General features: G+C 39.7%; 16 protein-coding genes and 1 pseudogene. 7 read left to right on the top strand and 10 right to left on the bottom strand.

From position 1 onward, the window contains the following. Positions 1 to 6: 6 nt before the first annotated feature. The 8 genes and pseudogenes from FK178_RS11170 to FK178_RS11135 form a co-directional block, all read right to left on the bottom strand. Entirely contained in the window at positions 7 to 630 is a 624-nt protein-coding gene (locus FK178_RS11170) for a lipid-A-disaccharide synthase N-terminal domain-containing protein (protein ID WP_146834960.1), read from the bottom strand. A 102-nt stretch (positions 631 to 732) separates the two neighbouring features. Further along, positions 733 to 1,704, bottom strand: coding sequence for a deoxyhypusine synthase family protein (locus FK178_RS11165; RefSeq protein WP_146834957.1), 972 nt, complete (start codon positions 1,702 to 1,704; stop codon positions 733 to 735). Next, positions 1,697 to 2,575 (bottom strand): agmatinase, encoded by an 879-nt coding sequence (speB, locus tag FK178_RS11160; protein WP_146834954.1) that lies wholly within the window; start codon positions 2,573 to 2,575, stop codon positions 1,697 to 1,699. The genes FK178_RS11165 and speB overlap by 8 nt, the downstream gene beginning before the upstream one ends. 62 nt (positions 2,576 to 2,637) lie before the next feature. Further along, positions 2,638 to 4,040: pseudogene (locus tag FK178_RS11155) on the bottom strand (arginine decarboxylase). Positions 4,041 to 4,392: 352 nt separating this feature from the next. Further along, the gene (locus tag FK178_RS11150) at positions 4,393 to 5,262 is read right to left on the bottom strand and encodes a pseudouridine synthase (protein WP_146834952.1); all 870 of its coding nucleotides are present in this window, start codon (positions 5,260 to 5,262) and stop codon (positions 4,393 to 4,395) included. Positions 5,263 to 5,386: 124 nt separating this feature from the next. Continuing rightward, positions 5,387 to 6,292 (bottom strand): geranylgeranylglycerol-phosphate geranylgeranyltransferase, encoded by a 906-nt coding sequence (locus FK178_RS11145; RefSeq protein ID WP_146834949.1) that lies wholly within the window; start codon positions 6,290 to 6,292, stop codon positions 5,387 to 5,389. Between the two features lie 15 nt (positions 6,293 to 6,307). Continuing rightward, positions 6,308 to 7,246: a mevalonate kinase family protein gene (locus FK178_RS11140; RefSeq protein ID WP_146834946.1), complete on the bottom strand. Its 939-nt coding sequence runs from the start codon at positions 7,244 to 7,246 to the stop codon at positions 6,308 to 6,310. Between the two features lie 245 nt (positions 7,247 to 7,491). Then, the gene (locus tag FK178_RS11135) at positions 7,492 to 8,583 is read right to left on the bottom strand and encodes a diphosphomevalonate/mevalonate 3,5-bisphosphate decarboxylase family protein (protein WP_146834943.1); all 1,092 of its coding nucleotides are present in this window, start codon (positions 8,581 to 8,583) and stop codon (positions 7,492 to 7,494) included. 99 nt (positions 8,584 to 8,682) lie between these two features. Between FK178_RS11135 and FK178_RS11130 the strand changes: the two genes are divergently transcribed. Continuing rightward, positions 8,683 to 9,159 (top strand): TspO/MBR family protein, encoded by a 477-nt coding sequence (locus tag FK178_RS11130; protein WP_146834940.1) that lies wholly within the window; start codon positions 8,683 to 8,685, stop codon positions 9,157 to 9,159. Here the strand turns inward: FK178_RS11130 and FK178_RS11125 are convergent. Both FK178_RS11125 and FK178_RS11120 read right to left on the bottom strand, forming a co-directional pair. Further along, complete coding sequence (locus FK178_RS11125) at positions 9,156 to 10,391, bottom strand: BaiN/RdsA family NAD(P)/FAD-dependent oxidoreductase (protein ID WP_146834937.1); 1,236 nt, start codon at positions 10,389 to 10,391, stop codon at positions 9,156 to 9,158. The genes FK178_RS11130 and FK178_RS11125 overlap by 4 nt on opposite strands. Positions 10,392 to 10,417: 26 nt before the next feature. Beyond that, positions 10,418 to 11,104 (bottom strand): glycerophosphodiester phosphodiesterase, encoded by a 687-nt coding sequence (locus FK178_RS11120; protein ID WP_146834934.1) that lies wholly within the window; start codon positions 11,102 to 11,104, stop codon positions 10,418 to 10,420. A gap of 138 nt (positions 11,105 to 11,242) precedes the next feature. Between FK178_RS11120 and FK178_RS11115 the strand changes: the two genes are divergently transcribed. From FK178_RS11115 to FK178_RS11090, 6 genes are all read left to right on the top strand, one after another. Continuing rightward, positions 11,243 to 12,091 (top strand): SDR family oxidoreductase, encoded by an 849-nt coding sequence (locus FK178_RS11115; RefSeq protein ID WP_146834931.1) that lies wholly within the window; start codon positions 11,243 to 11,245, stop codon positions 12,089 to 12,091. A gap of 36 nt (positions 12,092 to 12,127) precedes the next feature. Next, complete coding sequence (locus tag FK178_RS11110) at positions 12,128 to 12,649, top strand: DUF421 domain-containing protein (RefSeq protein WP_146834928.1); 522 nt, start codon at positions 12,128 to 12,130, stop codon at positions 12,647 to 12,649. A 9-nt stretch (positions 12,650 to 12,658) separates the two neighbouring features. Beyond that, on the top strand, positions 12,659 to 12,931 hold the full coding sequence (locus FK178_RS11105; protein WP_240793823.1) for a SemiSWEET family sugar transporter: 273 nt from the start codon (positions 12,659 to 12,661) through the stop codon (positions 12,929 to 12,931). A gap of 177 nt (positions 12,932 to 13,108) precedes the next feature. Next, on the top strand, positions 13,109 to 13,810 hold the full coding sequence (gene gntA / locus FK178_RS11100; protein WP_146834925.1) for a guanitoxin biosynthesis heme-dependent pre-guanitoxin N-hydroxylase GntA: 702 nt from the start codon (positions 13,109 to 13,111) through the stop codon (positions 13,808 to 13,810). Next, a complete protein-coding gene (locus FK178_RS11095) occupies positions 13,777 to 14,424 on the top strand; it encodes an FMN-binding negative transcriptional regulator (RefSeq protein WP_240793822.1) in 648 nt (215 codons plus the stop codon). The genes gntA and FK178_RS11095 overlap by 34 nt, the downstream gene beginning before the upstream one ends. A gap of 36 nt (positions 14,425 to 14,460) precedes the next feature. Beyond that, on the top strand, positions 14,461 to 15,042 hold the full coding sequence (locus FK178_RS11090) for a DUF1989 domain-containing protein (RefSeq protein ID WP_146834922.1): 582 nt from the start codon (positions 14,461 to 14,463) through the stop codon (positions 15,040 to 15,042). Positions 15,043 to 15,114: the final 72 nt, after the last annotated feature.

The following is a 15,114-nucleotide window of genomic DNA, read 5'->3' as shown; positions in this document are numbered from 1 at the left end:
GCTTACCTAAACGGTATTATTTTTCAGCAGGAATATATTTCTTATGTACACGATTCCCCCGAAACAGTGAGAGGCGATCAACACAGGGTCATTTCTAAGAAGGCCGTAAGCGAGAATTAGAAGTGCACCGGCAAGGCTTAGGACCCAGAACCCAAAGGGCAACGTTGATTCCTTCTTCTTTTCAGAATAAAGCCATTGATAAAAAAATCTGGTATTAAAAACTACCTGGCCAAGGATCCCAAACCAAATTAACCAGGAAGCGATGTTCTCACTGCTCACCAGGTAGCTAAGATCGAGTTTGGAAATAAAAATGAGGTAAGACCCTATAAGTAGTGGAACTCCAATGTAGATAAATTTTAAAAAGGAATTTTCTCCCGTCCATTTATTCTGCAGTTGAAGGTTTCTTATATAAACAATGTAGATTATAACCTGTCCCAGCATAATAGCCACATCTTCTCTAAAGTAGCCGTACATGAACATAAGAATCGAACCCAATAGGCTAAGCTTCCAGAAGAGCGAAGGGGTTTCTACTTTTTTGGATCTTTCAGAAAGTAACCATTGTGTGATCAATCTTCCTGCAAAAAAGAGCTGGGCCAGAAAACCTATACTGTAAATAAGCCAGTTGCTCATATAATTAAGAGGGGGCTAGTATGAAATCTTTTGAGATGACGAAATTAAAAATAAAAAAAGGACTGTGATTAGTACAGTCCTTTTTGATTAAAATTATAAAAATTACATATCAAGAAGATATGCAAAAACCAGTGGTGCAACTATGGTCGCATCGCTTTCAATTATATATTTTGGAGTGTTAATGTCCAGTTTTCCCCAGGTGATCTTCTCATTTGGCACCGCCCCGGAATATGATCCGTAACTGGTGGTTGAGTCTGAAATCTGGCAGAAATAGCTCCAGAAGGGAGTATCTCTCCTCTCCATATCCTGGTAAAGCATTGGTACCACACATATTGGGAAGTCTCCTGCAATTCCTCCACCAATCTGGAAAAATCCAATTCCGTTCTGGCTGTTATCTGTATACCAGTCGGCCAAAAAGGTCATGTATTCAATTCCCGATTTCATGGTGCTGGCTTTCAGTTCCCCTTTAAGTACATAGGAAGCAAAGATGTTTCCCATGGTGCTGTCTTCCCATCCCGGTACTACCATTGGAAGGTTTTTCTCAGCTGCGGCATACATCCAGGAATCCTTCAGGTCTATTTCATAATATTCCTCCAGCGCGCCGGAAAGTAATAATTTGTACATGAATTCATGGGGGAAATAACGTTCCCCTGCAGCTTCAGCATCTTTCCAGATCTTAACAATATGTTCCTGAATCCTCCTGAAAGCTTCTTCTTCGGGAATACATGTATCTGTTACCCGGTTCAGGCCTTTTTCAAGCAGGTCCCACTCATCCTGTGGGGTAAGGTCTCTGTAATTTGGAACTCTCTTATAATGTGAATGCGCAACAAGATTCATCACATCTTCCTCCAGGTTTGCACCTGTACAGGAAATTATCTGGACTTTATCCTGACGTATTATTTCGCCAAAGATCTTTCCAAGCTCTGCAGTACTCATGGCGCCCGCAAGGGAAACCAGCATTTTGGAACCGTCCTGTAATTGCTTTTCGTATCCTTTGGCAGCATCTACAAGGGCAGCGGCATTAAAGTGTAAATAATATTTTTCAATAAATTGGGAAATCGCTCCTTTACTCATCTTCGTCTTCGTCTGGGTTATGGTTTAAATATTTGAACTTATAGCTCAACATTTTGTAATATAATTTAGCGGCAAGAAAATCTGATGACTTTTCATTTTCGTTAGGACATAGTTCAACTATATCAAATCCTACCACATTTTTCTTTTTGAACATTAATTTCAGGAATTCCAGGGTCTCATACCAGAAAAGTCCGCCCGGCTCGGGTGTTCCAGTAGATGGCATGATAGATGGGTCAAAAGCATCAAGATCTATTGTAATGAAAACATTGGGTGTCATCTGCCCTATGGCATCGTCCATCCAATCTTCATACAGGTTGTGAGCAAAATACACCTGATTTTCATCCATATGGTCCATTTCTGAAATATCCATAGAACGAATACCTACCTGGATAAGGTTGGTCTTTTTGCTGGCTTCATAAACCGCACAGGCATGGTTGCATTTAGAACCTTCATATTCAGGTCTTAGATCTGCATGAGCATCAATTTGAACTACGGTAAGGTCTTCAAAAGACTCGTTAAAAGCACGAATGGTACCTATTGATACTGAATGTTCCCCGCCAAAGATCGTTACAAATTTCTCTTGTTTAATGTAGTTTTTTGTGGTCTTATGAACCGCTTCAACCATTTTTTCAGGAGAGGAATTCTCTGTTACCGGAGGCGCCAGGTAAATTCCTTTTTTGTACACTTCGGTGCGGGTTTCAATGTCAAAGAGCTCCATATTTGCCGATGCTTCAAGGAAAGCATCAGGGCCTTTGTCTGCGCCTTTTTGCCAGGAGCTGGTTCCGTCATAAGGAACTGTGATCAATACCACTTTTGCTTCGTCTATACGTGCATACTTGTCTGGTATCCCGGCGTAATTCTTTTTGCTCATTACTAGATTTTAAAATGTTTTGATTAAAAAATATGTGGCTTAAAGTTATAAATTTTTTTTAATTAACTGTTTGGGCTGTAACCTAATATCTTCAACAGGTCCTCTGAGGTTTGCTGCTCGCTGAAAAGGGTGGTAGTAAGTTTCCCGTTCTCATCTTTGTCTATTAAGATCTGTTTGGGTTGTGGGATAAGACAATGCTGTAACCCCCAAAACCTCCAATAGTTTCCTGGTAAGCACCGGTATTAAAGAAGCCAATGTAAAGCGGCTTGTCTTTCCGGTATTTAGGCAGGTAGATGGCATTGGTGTTTTGTTCAGAATTATAATAATCATCACTGTCACAGGTAAGGCCTCCTAACAGTACACGCTCATACTCATCATTCCACCGGTTAATGGCCAGCATGACAAATTTCTTGCTTATGGCCCAGGTATCGGGCAGGGTGGTAATAAAAGAGGAATTTATCATATTCCATTTCTCCCTGTCATTCTGTTGTTTTTGATACAGGATCTCATATATGGCACCCCCACTTTCTCCCACGGTGAAAGAACCAAATTCGGTAAAAATATTTGGAACATCCACCCCGGCATCATCACAGGTTAACTTTATCTGGTTAATGATCTCCTCCACCATATATTGGTAATCATATTCAAAATGAAGGGAATTCTTAATAGGAAAACCGCCGCCAATATTTAGGCTGTCCAGGGTAGGGCACAGTTTTTTAAGATCTATATATACCTGGAGACATTTATTTAATTCGTTCCAGTAATAGGAATTATCCTTGATCCCGGTATTAATAAAGAAATGAAGCATTTTTAATTCTACCTGCTCGTTTTCCTTTACTTTTTTATTGTAAAAAGGTACAATGTTCTTGTAACCAATTCCCAGCCTGGAAGTATAGAATTCAAATTTTGGCTCCTCTTCAGAAGCTATTCTTATCCCTATTTTATATTTTCCTTTAATCTCTTCTGAAAGCAGGTCTATTTCCTCGTAATTGTCTATAATAGGAATGCAATTCTTGTGGCCGCTATTAATAAGATCGGCAATATTGGTGATATATTGGTCCCTTTTAAATCCATTGCAAATCACATAAGTTTCATTTGTGATCTTCCCGGTTTTCTTTAATTTCTGAACTATATTAATATCGAATGCCGCAGAGGTTTCTATATGAATATCATTCTTTAAAGCTTCATTTAAAATATGCTCAAAGTGCGAGCTTTTGGTACAGTAACAATAATTATAACCTCCTTTATAATTATGCTTTTCAATAGCATTTTTAAACCAGGTTTTTGCCCTGTGTATGTTTTCAGAAATTTTAGGGAGATAGGTGAATTTTAATGGTGCCCCATACTTCTCTACCAATTCCATCAAATCTATATCATGAAATTGTAACTCATTGTTTTCCAGCTTAAACTCTTCCTGAGGAAAGTAATAAGTCTGGTCTATTAGATCGCTGTATTTAGTATTCAATGCTTTGGGTTTCTATAATTAAAAGGGTGAAAAATTAGGTATAATATGATGCCGTCAAAAATAATGACTGGTAAAATAATGTTAAGATATATATTATGTTGAAATAACCCGCGCGCAAGGGTATATATAGGAATTCCTTAAAACTTCCGGGAGATAAACACCAGGTTGGCGTGGCAGTAAAAAAGATCAGGTTATTCAACCGGCTAAAATTCTTTAAAACAAGCTAATACTATTTTATTAAAAGAAGGATCTGTTCATTAATTACCCGGGGTGCAATTTGATGTGTTCCTGCACTTTAAAACTCAAACAAAAGTATAAAAAAATGATTTATATAAAATATAAATTTCCCCGCTTATAACATTTTAATATTGATGACCTCCTGTTTGGTCAACACTCTCCAATTTCCACGCGGCAGGTCTTTTTTTGTGAGACCGCCAAAGACAACACGGTCAAGTTTTTCTACTTCATAACCCAGGCTTTTGAAGAGTCGCTGCACCACATGTGGTTTCACGCTGTTGGTTTCCAGCCCAATTTCATTCTTTGGCCTGTTTTCAATGTAACTAACATCCTGAACTTTAATTTTTCCGTCTTCCAGGGTTATCCCCGCCATTAGTTTATCAAGGTCTTCCTGGCCTACCGGTTTCGTGAGTTCCACATGGTAGATCTGGCGTATCCCGTTCTTTGGTTTTCCAAGTTGTTTTTCCAGAGTGCCGTCATTGGTAAACAATAATAGACCACTGGCCTGCCTGTCCAGTTTTCCAACTGGTACAACCTTGCTTTTTGTGGCATTTGCAATGAGGTCCATCACTGTTTTTGAGCCTTTATCTACACTTCCCGTGGTAAAGAAACCCCTGGGTTTGTTCAAAAGTATATAAACAGGTTTTTCAGGATTTACCTTGTGACCATCAAATTTAACTTCATCGCCGGGTTTTACCTTGTATCCCATTTCGGTTACAGACTTTCCGTTTACGGTAACATTTCCTGCCGCGATATATATATCGGCATCCCGTCGCGAACAGGCTCCGGAGTTTGCAATGTATTTATTCAATCGCATTCCATCCTCTTTTGAAGCTGGTTTGGTCGCAGGTTTATCAAAAGCCGCTGTTTTGGGGCGGGTAGGTTTCTTTTTTGGGGCATCGCTGCCCGGGTTGTTGTACTTGCGTTCTCCGCCACCTGGTCTTCCTTTGAATCTGTTTCCTGAAGATTTCTCGTTACGACTCATAATTTATATTTTTTGCAAAGATACTTTATAGCTAAAGATCTTACTAAGTTATTAATTAAAGATTTGTAAGCCTCAAATCTCCCGAAAAATGCCAATTTTTAAAATTATTTTCAGCCTACTCAGGTTAAAAAACCCGGTTAAAAACATCGGCGTGATCTATTAAAAGAATACTGAAAACCCCTGCAACAATAATGAACTTTAAAATATTGTGAAGTAAGAGATATTGCCATTTGGCTGTGCTGAAATAGAGGAATAATACAAAGAATACCAGTAAAATAAGGGAGAGATAGAAATAATAATCCATTTGACCAATCTCAAATTTCGTAATGAGCAGGAGTATTGGCACTACTGAAACCACTGTAAGAACCATTAGGAAGAACTTGCTCCATTTTTCTCCATAGACCACAGGAAGGGTTTTGTAATTGAGAATAAGGTCCCCCTTTAAATTCTCCAGGTCCTTTACCAGTTCCCTCATCACGATCATTAAATATAAAAATGTAGCGTGAATAAAGATCACGGTCTCAAAATTCTTGTAGTAAATGAAGACCACAAAAAACGGTACAATAGTAAGGATGCTCGCCACGAGATTTCCCAGGAAGAGGATGCGTTTTAAGCGGTGGGAATAAAACCAGATCGCGAAAATATATATAGAAAAGAATACTACCGCGCGAAAGGAGACATAACTCGCAAAGAATATTGCGGCAAAATTAAGTATAAAATATACCGAGAGTTTGGTACGCTGACTCACAAACCTGTCCAGCATTGTTTTTTTTGGCCGGTTTATAAGGTCTTTTTCGCTATCGTAAAAATTATTAATGATGTAACCCGATGCAATAACCGTTGCCGAAGACAGGATTAAAAAGAAAAGATTGTCATCAAAGATCACCTTCCTCAATGGAAGATCAGGTGCAAGAATGAAGGCCGAAGTAAGATACTGGGCCAATATTAAAATAAGAATATTATAGCCGCGCACTACCGAAAACAAACTCAGCATTTTTAGCAATAAACGTTTGTTTTTAGCTGCCGCCATTAAAATTGGGGAGTTCTAGAAATTGTAAACTATTTCTAAACGATAATCTTTAAGAGCGTGTCTGGCTTTGTCAATATCTTCAGTGAAACCAAGAATATATCCACCCCCACCGGAACCGCAAAGTTTTAAATAGTAATCATTGGTGTCGATCCCGCGCTGCCATAGTTTATGGAATTGTGCAGGGATCATAGGCTTGAAGTTGTCAAGTACTACGTGAGAAAGCTTTTTAATGTTCCCAAAAAGAGATTTCACATCTCCCTGTAAAAAGTCATCTACACAGGCATCAGTATGTTTTACAAATTGCTCTTTCAGCATTTTTCTAAAAGGTTCCTGCTTCATATTCTCCATAAAGATATTTACCATAGGAGCCGTTTCCCCTATAGAGCCACTATCTAATAGAAATACTGCGCCTTTCCCGTTTTCTGTTTGAGATGGGATACCGGCAGGCTCAATATTGTCCTGGGAATTTATAAGGATAGGAAGGCTTAAATAACTGTTTAAAGGATCAAGACCAGAGGATTTTCCGTGGAAGAAAGACTCCATTTCACCAAAGATCTTTTTCAGCTTTAATAATTTTTCACGGGTTAGGTTTTCAAGAACTGTGATCTTTTCTTTTGCATATTCATCATAAATTGCAGCTACAAGGGCACCACTACTTCCAACTCCATATCCCTGCGGGATGCTGGAATCAAAATACATGCCTCTTTCAATATCTGCATTCAGGGTATCAAGGTCAAACTTCACCAATTGGGGATTGTTTTCCTGAAGTTCCTTAAGATACAATGCAAACCTTTGCAGGCTTTGGTTGGATCTAATCGCTTCTTCCGAAGGATTTTCATCAACTTTTAAAGCCCCGTTGTAAAAATTATAGGGTATTGATAAACCTTTTGAATCCTTAATGATTCCGTATTCCCCGAAGAGTAAAATTTTTGAGTAGAATAAAGGTCCTTTCATACGGTATATTATATAGCAACAATTAAAAACTGAAGAATAAACGGTTCTTCTTTTTAATTATATTATTTTAAGCATTAGCTAATTTAGGCAAAAATTTTTCATTCAATGAGTTTATTTACGGTTTGCAATAAAGCCCTTGAACTTTTAATTTTGCCTTTAATACCGGTGTTTCGCGGTATTTTTATGTGGAAAAAATAATTAATGTCTCCGCAATTAACCTGCCTGATAATTTTAATATCTGCAGTTTAATCCTGGTCTATTCTTGTGGCACCTTTTCCTACACGGTCGCAAAGATACTGTTCATTTTCGCAATACGCAACTAACTCATTCTTAATGAATTCAAAAATTATGCCCTTGTCCTTTTCCGGGTAAAGCACGTGCACATTTGCCCCGGCGTCCAGGGTAAAGCAAACCGGCAACCCGGTAGTTTCCCTGAATTCCCAAATTTTGTTGATTATCTTCAGTGTATTGGGTTTCATAAGAATGAAATAAGGCCTGCTGCTCATCATCATAGCATGCAGGGTTAAGGCCTCGCTTTCCACGATCCCGATAAATGCCTTAAGATCTCCTGTTTTAAAGATATTCTCCAACAGGTCAAGGTTTGAATAGGCCTGTGCAAAGCGTGCTTCAGCAAAGGGATGCCCGTGCATTAAATTATGTCCCACACTACTGCTCACATGTTTAGTGCCTTTGTCTACCAGCAGGATAGTATCCTGGAATCCTTTAAAAACGGGGTGAACATCCCCCGGATATTTTATACCATAAAGATCGCTGCTTTGCTTAATTTCTTTATGTTCCCCCCAAACCACGAGGTCTCCCTCAATACTTCTGCACGCGCTGCCGGAGCCCAGCCTTGCCAGAAATGAGGCTTTTTTATTGAAAAAGACCTCTGTCATGGTGGGATTCAGTTCTCTTTCAAGGCTCATCACACAAAGCGCCAGGGCACTCATCCCACTGGCCGAAGATGCAATCCCGCTGCTATGTGGAAAAGAATTTTCTGTGCTTATTACAAATTGGTAATCTGTCAAATAAGGACAATATTTTTGTATCCTTTTAAAAAATGTTTCGATCTTGGGTTTAAAATCCTCCTTCTTTTTCCCTTCAAAATACAGTTCAAAATCTGCATCACTTCCTGCAATCTCTTTTTTTGCATATTCGAGCGTAGTGGTGGTCCTGCTGGTATCCAGGGTAAAACTTACCGAGGGATTTGCGGGGATCTGGTCCTCTTTTTTTCCCCAATATTTTACCAGTGCAATATTGCTGGGTGCCTGCCATGTTATCTTTCCACGGGAAGCGTCGCGGGTAAAAGGCTGAGGTATAAAATCTGTTGAATGCATGCTGCTCAAAATTTTAAACAAATATACTTTTTTAGTTCACAGCGTTTAAATTGGTATTTCAAATAAATTCTTACTTTTAATTGATTAAACAGTTGCAAAATGTCTTTAAACGTATTTGTAAAGATCTTTCTCGCCCTGGCAATTTGCCTTTTTATAGGGTTTATGGCTTCCCTTGCAACGCAGGTGGGGATCACCGACTGGTACCCTACCTTGAATAAGCCATGGTTTAATCCGCCAGACTGGATATTTGGACCGGTATGGGGAATGTTATATGTTTTAATGGGTATAGCAGCCGGGATAGTTTGGAGCAAGGGTTTTTATCACAAATGGGTGAAGACCGCGCTTTATCATTTTATGTTTCAGCTGCTGCTAAATGGGGCCTGGTCTATTTTGTTCTTTGGTTTAAAAGAACCGTTTTGGGCCCTGCTTGATATTGTTGCCCTATTCGTGATCCTTATTTTTACCATTAAATGGTTTAAAATAGTGAGTGATACAGCCGCTTATTTGCTTATTCCTTATGCAGTTTGGGTGCTTTTTGCGGCGATATTAAATTTTGAGATCTGGCGTCTTAATTAAGCATTGCCGGAAGCCATCGCTTTTGCAGCAAGAAAACCTCCCGTCCAGGCATTTTGAAAATTGAATCCTCCGGTTATGGCATCAATATTAAGTACTTCCCCTGCAAAATAAAGGTCTTTGTGCAGCTTGCTTTCAAAGGTCTTGAAATTCACTTCTTTTAGTGCCAGCCCACCTGCGGTAACAAATTCCTCTTTAAAGGTGCTCTTGCCATTCACGTTAAAAACACATTCGGTAAGCTGCCTGCTTAAATTTTGCAGTTGTTTTTTGTTGAGATTTGCCCAAATAGTGGTTTCATCTATTGAGGCGGCTTTCACCAGGTTGCGCCACAGCCGTTTGGGAAGCTCAAATTGGGCATATGTGCCGCATTGTTGTTTGGGATGTACCATTTTCAGCTCCATTAAACTTTCCGTCATTTCTTCGGAAGAATAGCCGGGTAACCAGTTTACCATAATGCTGAATTTATAACTGCGTTCGTTCAGTTCGCGTGCGCCCCAGGCCGAAAGTTTTAAGATAGCGGGGCCGCTCATTCCCCAGTGAGTGATCAATAAAGGGCCTTCTCCCTTTAGTTTTTCTCCCACAACTTTTATTGAAGCCCTGGTAGAAAGTCCGGGCAGGTCTTTGATCCTTTCATCCTGAATATTAAAAGTGAACAGGGAAGGAACGGCCGGCACGATGCTATGTCCCAGGTTGTTCAAAATTTCCCATATCTTGGGATTGCTGCCTGTAGCTACCAATACTTTTTTTGCAGTAAAATCTGTATCGGCAGTCAAAATTTTCCATAATTCCCCTGCCTTTTGAAGGTCGCGCACGGGATGATTTTTCAGGACTTTTATTCCCAGCCGGGAGGTTTCAGTAAGAAAACAATTTATGATTGTTTCAGAAGAATCTGAGACGGGGAACATCCTGCCATCCTCTTCAATTTTGAGCTCAATGCCGCGTTCGGCAAACCAGGAAATAGTATCACCCGTCATAAAAGTGTGAAAAGGCCCTCTTAATTCTTTTTCGCCACGGGGATAATTTTTTGAAAGTTCATTGGGTACAAATTCAGCATGAGTTACGTTGCATCGACCACCTCCGGAAATCCGAACCTTTGTAAGTACTTCTTTTCCCCGTTCAAGGATAAGGATCTTTGCAGCGGGCATCATTTCGGCAGCATTAATGGCAGTAAAAAATCCAGCTGCCCCTCCTCCAATAATTATAATATCATAATGATGTTCAGGCTTTCCTGTCATTCTGTTCTCTTTTGGTAAAGAATAATTTAAAGCAACTCAGGGAAATCAGAGATGATCCCGTCAACTCCAAATTCCTTCATTCGTTCAATGCTTTCGCGGTCATTTACGGTCCAAACATAAACTTTAAAACCTGCCTTGTGCGCCGCCTTTACACCCTGCCGGGTGATGATTCCCACAGAGGGATGTATGGCTTTTGCTTTCAGCATTTTTCCCAGTTCAATTGCTTCGGTCATACTTGCCTTGCTCAAGACACCTATGTGAATTTCCGGATCTGTACTTAACACAACAAATAATTCATTCTTTTGAAAACTTGAAACCACAAAGTCGTTGTAGCTCCAGTTTCTTTCCTTTACATACTGATTTATAATTTTGCAGGTGCCTTCCGCAGTATTCAGGCCTTTTAGTTCAATATTGATTCTGCACTTACCTTCAATAAGATCCAGCACCTCTGTAAGCAGTGGAATTCTGTATTTGGCTTCTACCTGCAGGGATCTAAGATATTCCAGGGAATGTCCTGCTACCTCACCCTCCCCATTAGTGGTGCGGTCCAGCGTGAAATCATGAATTACCACCAGTTCTCCCGTCCTGCAGCAATGAACATCAATTTCTATAGCATCTACACCCATTTCTACAGCCAGGCTTATACTTTCCAGGGTATTTTCTGCGAGGTGGCCTTTGGCTCCGCGGTGTCCTATTTTATTCCAGTTGGTCATACCGCAAATATATCTAATTTGATAGTACCGAGATTTATAAGCTTTATTGAATAAATGTTTAGAAGACCTTATCATTGCTTAACATTTTTTTAAAGAGAAGGCTGCCTAACTTTACTTTAGTCAAAAAAAATGAAACTCATGGCAAAGCCAAAGAAATTTCCAAAACAACAACAATCCCAGCCGGGAGATGAACATAAAATGAAACCGGCTCCCGAAATTATACGAAAAGGTTACAAAGGCAGCGGAAAGCTAAAAGGGAAAACTGCACTCATCACCGGTGGTGACAGCGGCATTGGCCGTAGTGTTGCGGTACATTATGCCAGAGAAGGAGCCAACGTTGCCATTGTATACCTTAATGAAGATAAAGATGCTTTGGAGACAAAAAAAATGGTGATTAAAGAGGGAGGGAAATGCCTCATCCTGCAGGGTGACCTTAAAAAAGAAGCCTTTTGTAAAAAGATAGTAGGGGATTGTATTAAAGAATATGGAGAACTAAATATCCTGGTGAATAATGCAGCCGTACAATTTCCAAAGGATAAAATAGAGGATATTACCAATAAACAAATCAAGGAAACCTTTGAAACCAATATTTTTCCTTATTTTTTTATTGCACGTGAGGCGGTTAAGAAAATGAAAAAGGGGGATACTGTAATTAATACTACTTCGGTTACCGCTTACCGGGGTAGCGAGCATTTGCTGGATTATTCCAGTACAAAGGGCGCTATTGTCACCTTTACCCGCTCCCTCTCCTTAATGCTTGCAAAAAAGAATATACGCGTAAACGGCGTAGCTCCCGGTCCTATCTGGACCCCGTTGATCCCCTCAACCTTTGATGATATATCAGATTTTGGGCAGGACACCCCAATGGGACGTGCTGGCCAGCCAAGTGAAGTGGGCCCGGCCTATGTTTTCCTTGCAAGTGAGGACAGCAGTTACATTACGGGGCAGATAATACATATTAATGGGGGAGAGATCATTGGAGGTTAATCCTGGATTTGAGTCTCAAAATTAAATTTTTATATTATGGAAAACTGGTTTGATGTTTCATACCAATCTATTATTGCTATAAGTTTAAGCGCTCTGGGGATCTATGCGGCTGTAATTTTATTTACCCGAATTGCCGGAAAACGCAGTTTCTCTAAAATGTCCAGTTTTGATTTTGCCATGACCGTGGCGGTTGGTTCCATATTGGCCAGTACTATTCTTAATTCCTCGGTAAGTTTACTGGAAGGAGTGGTTGGTCTTGCCGCGGTTTATTTGCTACAAATTAGTGCAGCATTTTTGCGAAGATTTTCCTTTTTCCACCGTTTAATAGATAATACGCCATTACTTCTTATGGATGGTCCCAGGATTTTAGAACAGAATCTTAAAAAAGCCCGGGTTACAAATAAAGATCTCCGGGCAAAATTGCGGGAGGCAAATATTATTAATTTATCCCAGGTGCGGGCAGTAGTATTTGAAACTACCGGGGATATTTCCGTTTTGCATTCTTCCAACGCAGGGGAGGAAGTAGAGGATTGGTTGTTGAAAGATGTAGAACAATAAAAATATAAAATGTTGGAATGGACAGATGTATTAGGGCTGGTAGCCGGAATTTGCACCACGGCAGCCGTGATTCCGCAAATTAAAAAGGCCTGGCAAACAAAAAAAGTTGAAGATGTTTCTCCCGGGATGTTCATCATTCTTATCATTGGCGTATTCCTTTGGGTAGTGTATGGATTCACTCAAAAGGATATGCCCATAATAGCCACCAATGGGGTCTCTCTTGGCTTAAATGGATTCATGCTCTATTTAATGTTGCGCTATAAGGACAAAGAGGATAACTGAGCTCAAGGTTTTAGCCTAATAAATATAATTCTTAACTCTTTCCATCTCAACCTCAGGTTCAGTTGTTAATCTTCATTAAAATAAGATTAATATATTCTTAATCGTCCACCTGATTGATGGTGAAGGAAATAAATTTGTATTTATGAGCGGTTGATCACAGCCGGCGAAATGAGATTTATGAGACAAGATACACCTACCAAATTAAAAAAGCTTCCCTTAAAAAATACTCCGGAAGCAAAAGTTCAAGCCAGTTTTAACAATTTTATTCTAGATCAGGATCATCCTTGCCTTATGGCACAAACGGTGTTTAGTATGGATAAGGTTGACCTACATGTTTATGAGGATCTGGGTTCAAAACATACCGCCCGTAAGATACTTAAAGACCTGAAAAACTATATTGCAGCCTATGATTTTGAATCCAACGATTTCTTAACTTTTCTGGCTACTTTCCCCGGCAGGAAAGATTTTACCGAAAAACAGTTTGAAGAACTCTTATGGAAACAGTTGCAATTTCTTCATGAGGTTGATGACCATCCCTGGGACCCCGCAGTAAGCAGCGATCCTGAAAATGATAATTTTAGTTTTAGTCTGGGAGGGAAAGCTTTTTACATGGTAGGCCTCCATCCTAACAGCTCGAGAAAAGCGAGGCAAAGCCCCATACCGGCCATAGCTTTTAATTTGCACTGGCAGTTTGAGAAATTAAGGGAAATGGGTGCTTATCACACGGTGAGGGATAAGATACGCGAACGCGATAAAGAACTGCAGGGAAGTATAAACCCTATGCTGGAAGATTTTGGAAATACCAGCGAAGCCAAACAATATAGCGGAAGAAAAGTTGGAGAAGAATGGAAATGTCCGTTTCTTTCCGGGAAAATGTAAGCATGTATCAGCCTAAAAAATACAGGAAGAAGGATCCTCTATACATATTCAATTTTATAAAAGCCCATCCCTTCGCGACTTTTGTGCTAAAGGGAGAAAGATTGCTGGCTACCCATATCCCTGTGCTTATAACAGGAACACCAGACGATTTTGTGTTATATGCCCATATAGCAAATCATAATGAGCAATTTTCTTTTCTTAAAGATGGATTGGAAGCATTATTGATTTTTCAGGGAGCCCATGGGTATGTTTCCTCTTCCTGGTATAAGGAAAAAGACATAAGCACCTGGGATTATTCTGCTGTTCATGTAAATGTGAAATTAAAGATACAAACAGCGGGAGAACTGGAATCCTCACTGGATGACCTTGTCGCGAAATTTGAAAAAAATCAGGAAAAACCTTTGTTTTTTCAAGATTATCCCCGGGATATAGTAGAAGAACATTTGCCCTTGATCACAGGTTTCTGGTGTAATCCTTTTAAAGTGGAGGCTGTGGCCAAACTACATCAGGGATATGATAAAGAGGATATTGGATCTGTAACCCGACATCTGGAAAAGATGGATGATCCACTGGCTACCCAATTAAGTAAGAATATTAAAGAGGAAAATAATTAGATCCAGATTCAGCTGCATTAAAGAAACCATATTAAAATGATCCAGAAAATAGCAAAGCAAACCGGTGCCGCCTTCAAATTAAAAAAAGGCCAGGTGTTGAAAGTAATAGATCCTGAAGGGGAGCAGGTGAGTGACATGGTGGTTTTTAATGCCGCTGATGCGCGGGAAAAAATTTCCTCCGGAAAAACTCTGGATTTTGAGGAAAATATTCTCATTACCAAAGGCAATTTTTTATGGAGTAACCGCAGCAGAAAAATGATGGAGATCCTGGAAGACACCAATGGGCGTAATGATTTCTTACTGGCACCCTGCAGTCCTGAAACATTTCAGATCATGTATAATAATCCCGACTATCATCCAAGCTGTTTTGAAAATTTTTATACCAATCTAAAACCATTTGGGATAGAGCCGGACGATGTTCCTACGGCGTTTAATATCTTTATGAATGTACAATTTAGTGCAGATGGAAAATTAAGTGTGGACCCACCCCTAAGTAAAGCCGGAGATTATATGCTTTTCAAGGCTGAAATGGATCTTATTGTGGCATTAACGGCTTGCTCTGCGGAAGACAGCAATAATGGAAGCTTCAAACCCATTCATTTTGAGGTCCTGGATTAAGAGATCAGTAACTTTTATAATTAAATTAGTTATCAGGTCTATATAATTGCCAGGATTATAACTGAATCTTTT

It is taken from the genome of Antarcticibacterium arcticum, assembly GCF_007993795.1.
GTDB classification, from domain to species: domain Bacteria; phylum Bacteroidota; class Bacteroidia; order Flavobacteriales; family Flavobacteriaceae; genus Gillisia; species Gillisia arctica.
Note: the sequence above shows the minus strand (reverse complement) of the source record. Positions and strands in the feature narration are given on the sequence as shown.

Excerpts from the sequence above, each read along its gene's own strand:
- FK178_RS11110 (WP_146834928.1), top strand. The coding sequence starts at position 12,128 with ATGGAAAACTGGTTTGATGTTTCATACCAATCTATTATTGCTATAAGT.
- FK178_RS11095 (WP_240793822.1), top strand. The coding sequence starts at position 13,777 with ATGGAAATGTCCGTTTCTTTCCGGGAAAATGTAAGCATGTATCAGCCT.
- FK178_RS11165 (WP_146834957.1), bottom strand. The coding sequence starts at position 1,704 with ATGAGTAAAGGAGCGATTTCCCAATTTATTGAAAAATATTATTTACAC.
- FK178_RS11120 (WP_146834934.1), bottom strand. The coding sequence starts at position 11,104 with ATGACCAACTGGAATAAAATAGGACACCGCGGAGCCAAAGGCCACCTC.
- speB (WP_146834954.1), bottom strand. The coding sequence starts at position 2,575 with ATGAGCAAAAAGAATTACGCCGGGATACCAGACAAGTATGCACGTATA.
- FK178_RS11090 (WP_146834922.1), top strand. The coding sequence starts at position 14,461 with ATGATCCAGAAAATAGCAAAGCAAACCGGTGCCGCCTTCAAATTAAAA.
- FK178_RS11130 (WP_146834940.1), top strand. The coding sequence starts at position 8,683 with ATGTCTTTAAACGTATTTGTAAAGATCTTTCTCGCCCTGGCAATTTGC.
- FK178_RS11135 (WP_146834943.1), bottom strand. The coding sequence starts at position 8,583 with ATGCATTCAACAGATTTTATACCTCAGCCTTTTACCCGCGACGCTTCC.
- FK178_RS11150 (WP_146834952.1), bottom strand. The coding sequence starts at position 5,262 with ATGAGTCGTAACGAGAAATCTTCAGGAAACAGATTCAAAGGAAGACCA.
- FK178_RS11170 (WP_146834960.1), bottom strand. The coding sequence starts at position 630 with ATGAGCAACTGGCTTATTTACAGTATAGGTTTTCTGGCCCAGCTCTTT.
- FK178_RS11115 (WP_146834931.1), top strand. The coding sequence starts at position 11,243 with ATGGCAAAGCCAAAGAAATTTCCAAAACAACAACAATCCCAGCCGGGA.
- FK178_RS11105 (WP_240793823.1), top strand. The coding sequence starts at position 12,659 with ATGTTGGAATGGACAGATGTATTAGGGCTGGTAGCCGGAATTTGCACC.
- FK178_RS11145 (WP_146834949.1), bottom strand. The coding sequence starts at position 6,292 with ATGGCGGCAGCTAAAAACAAACGTTTATTGCTAAAAATGCTGAGTTTG.
- gntA (WP_146834925.1), top strand. The coding sequence starts at position 13,109 with ATGAGACAAGATACACCTACCAAATTAAAAAAGCTTCCCTTAAAAAAT.
- FK178_RS11125 (WP_146834937.1), bottom strand. The coding sequence starts at position 10,391 with ATGACAGGAAAGCCTGAACATCATTATGATATTATAATTATTGGAGGA.
- FK178_RS11140 (WP_146834946.1), bottom strand. The coding sequence starts at position 7,246 with ATGAAAGGACCTTTATTCTACTCAAAAATTTTACTCTTCGGGGAATAC.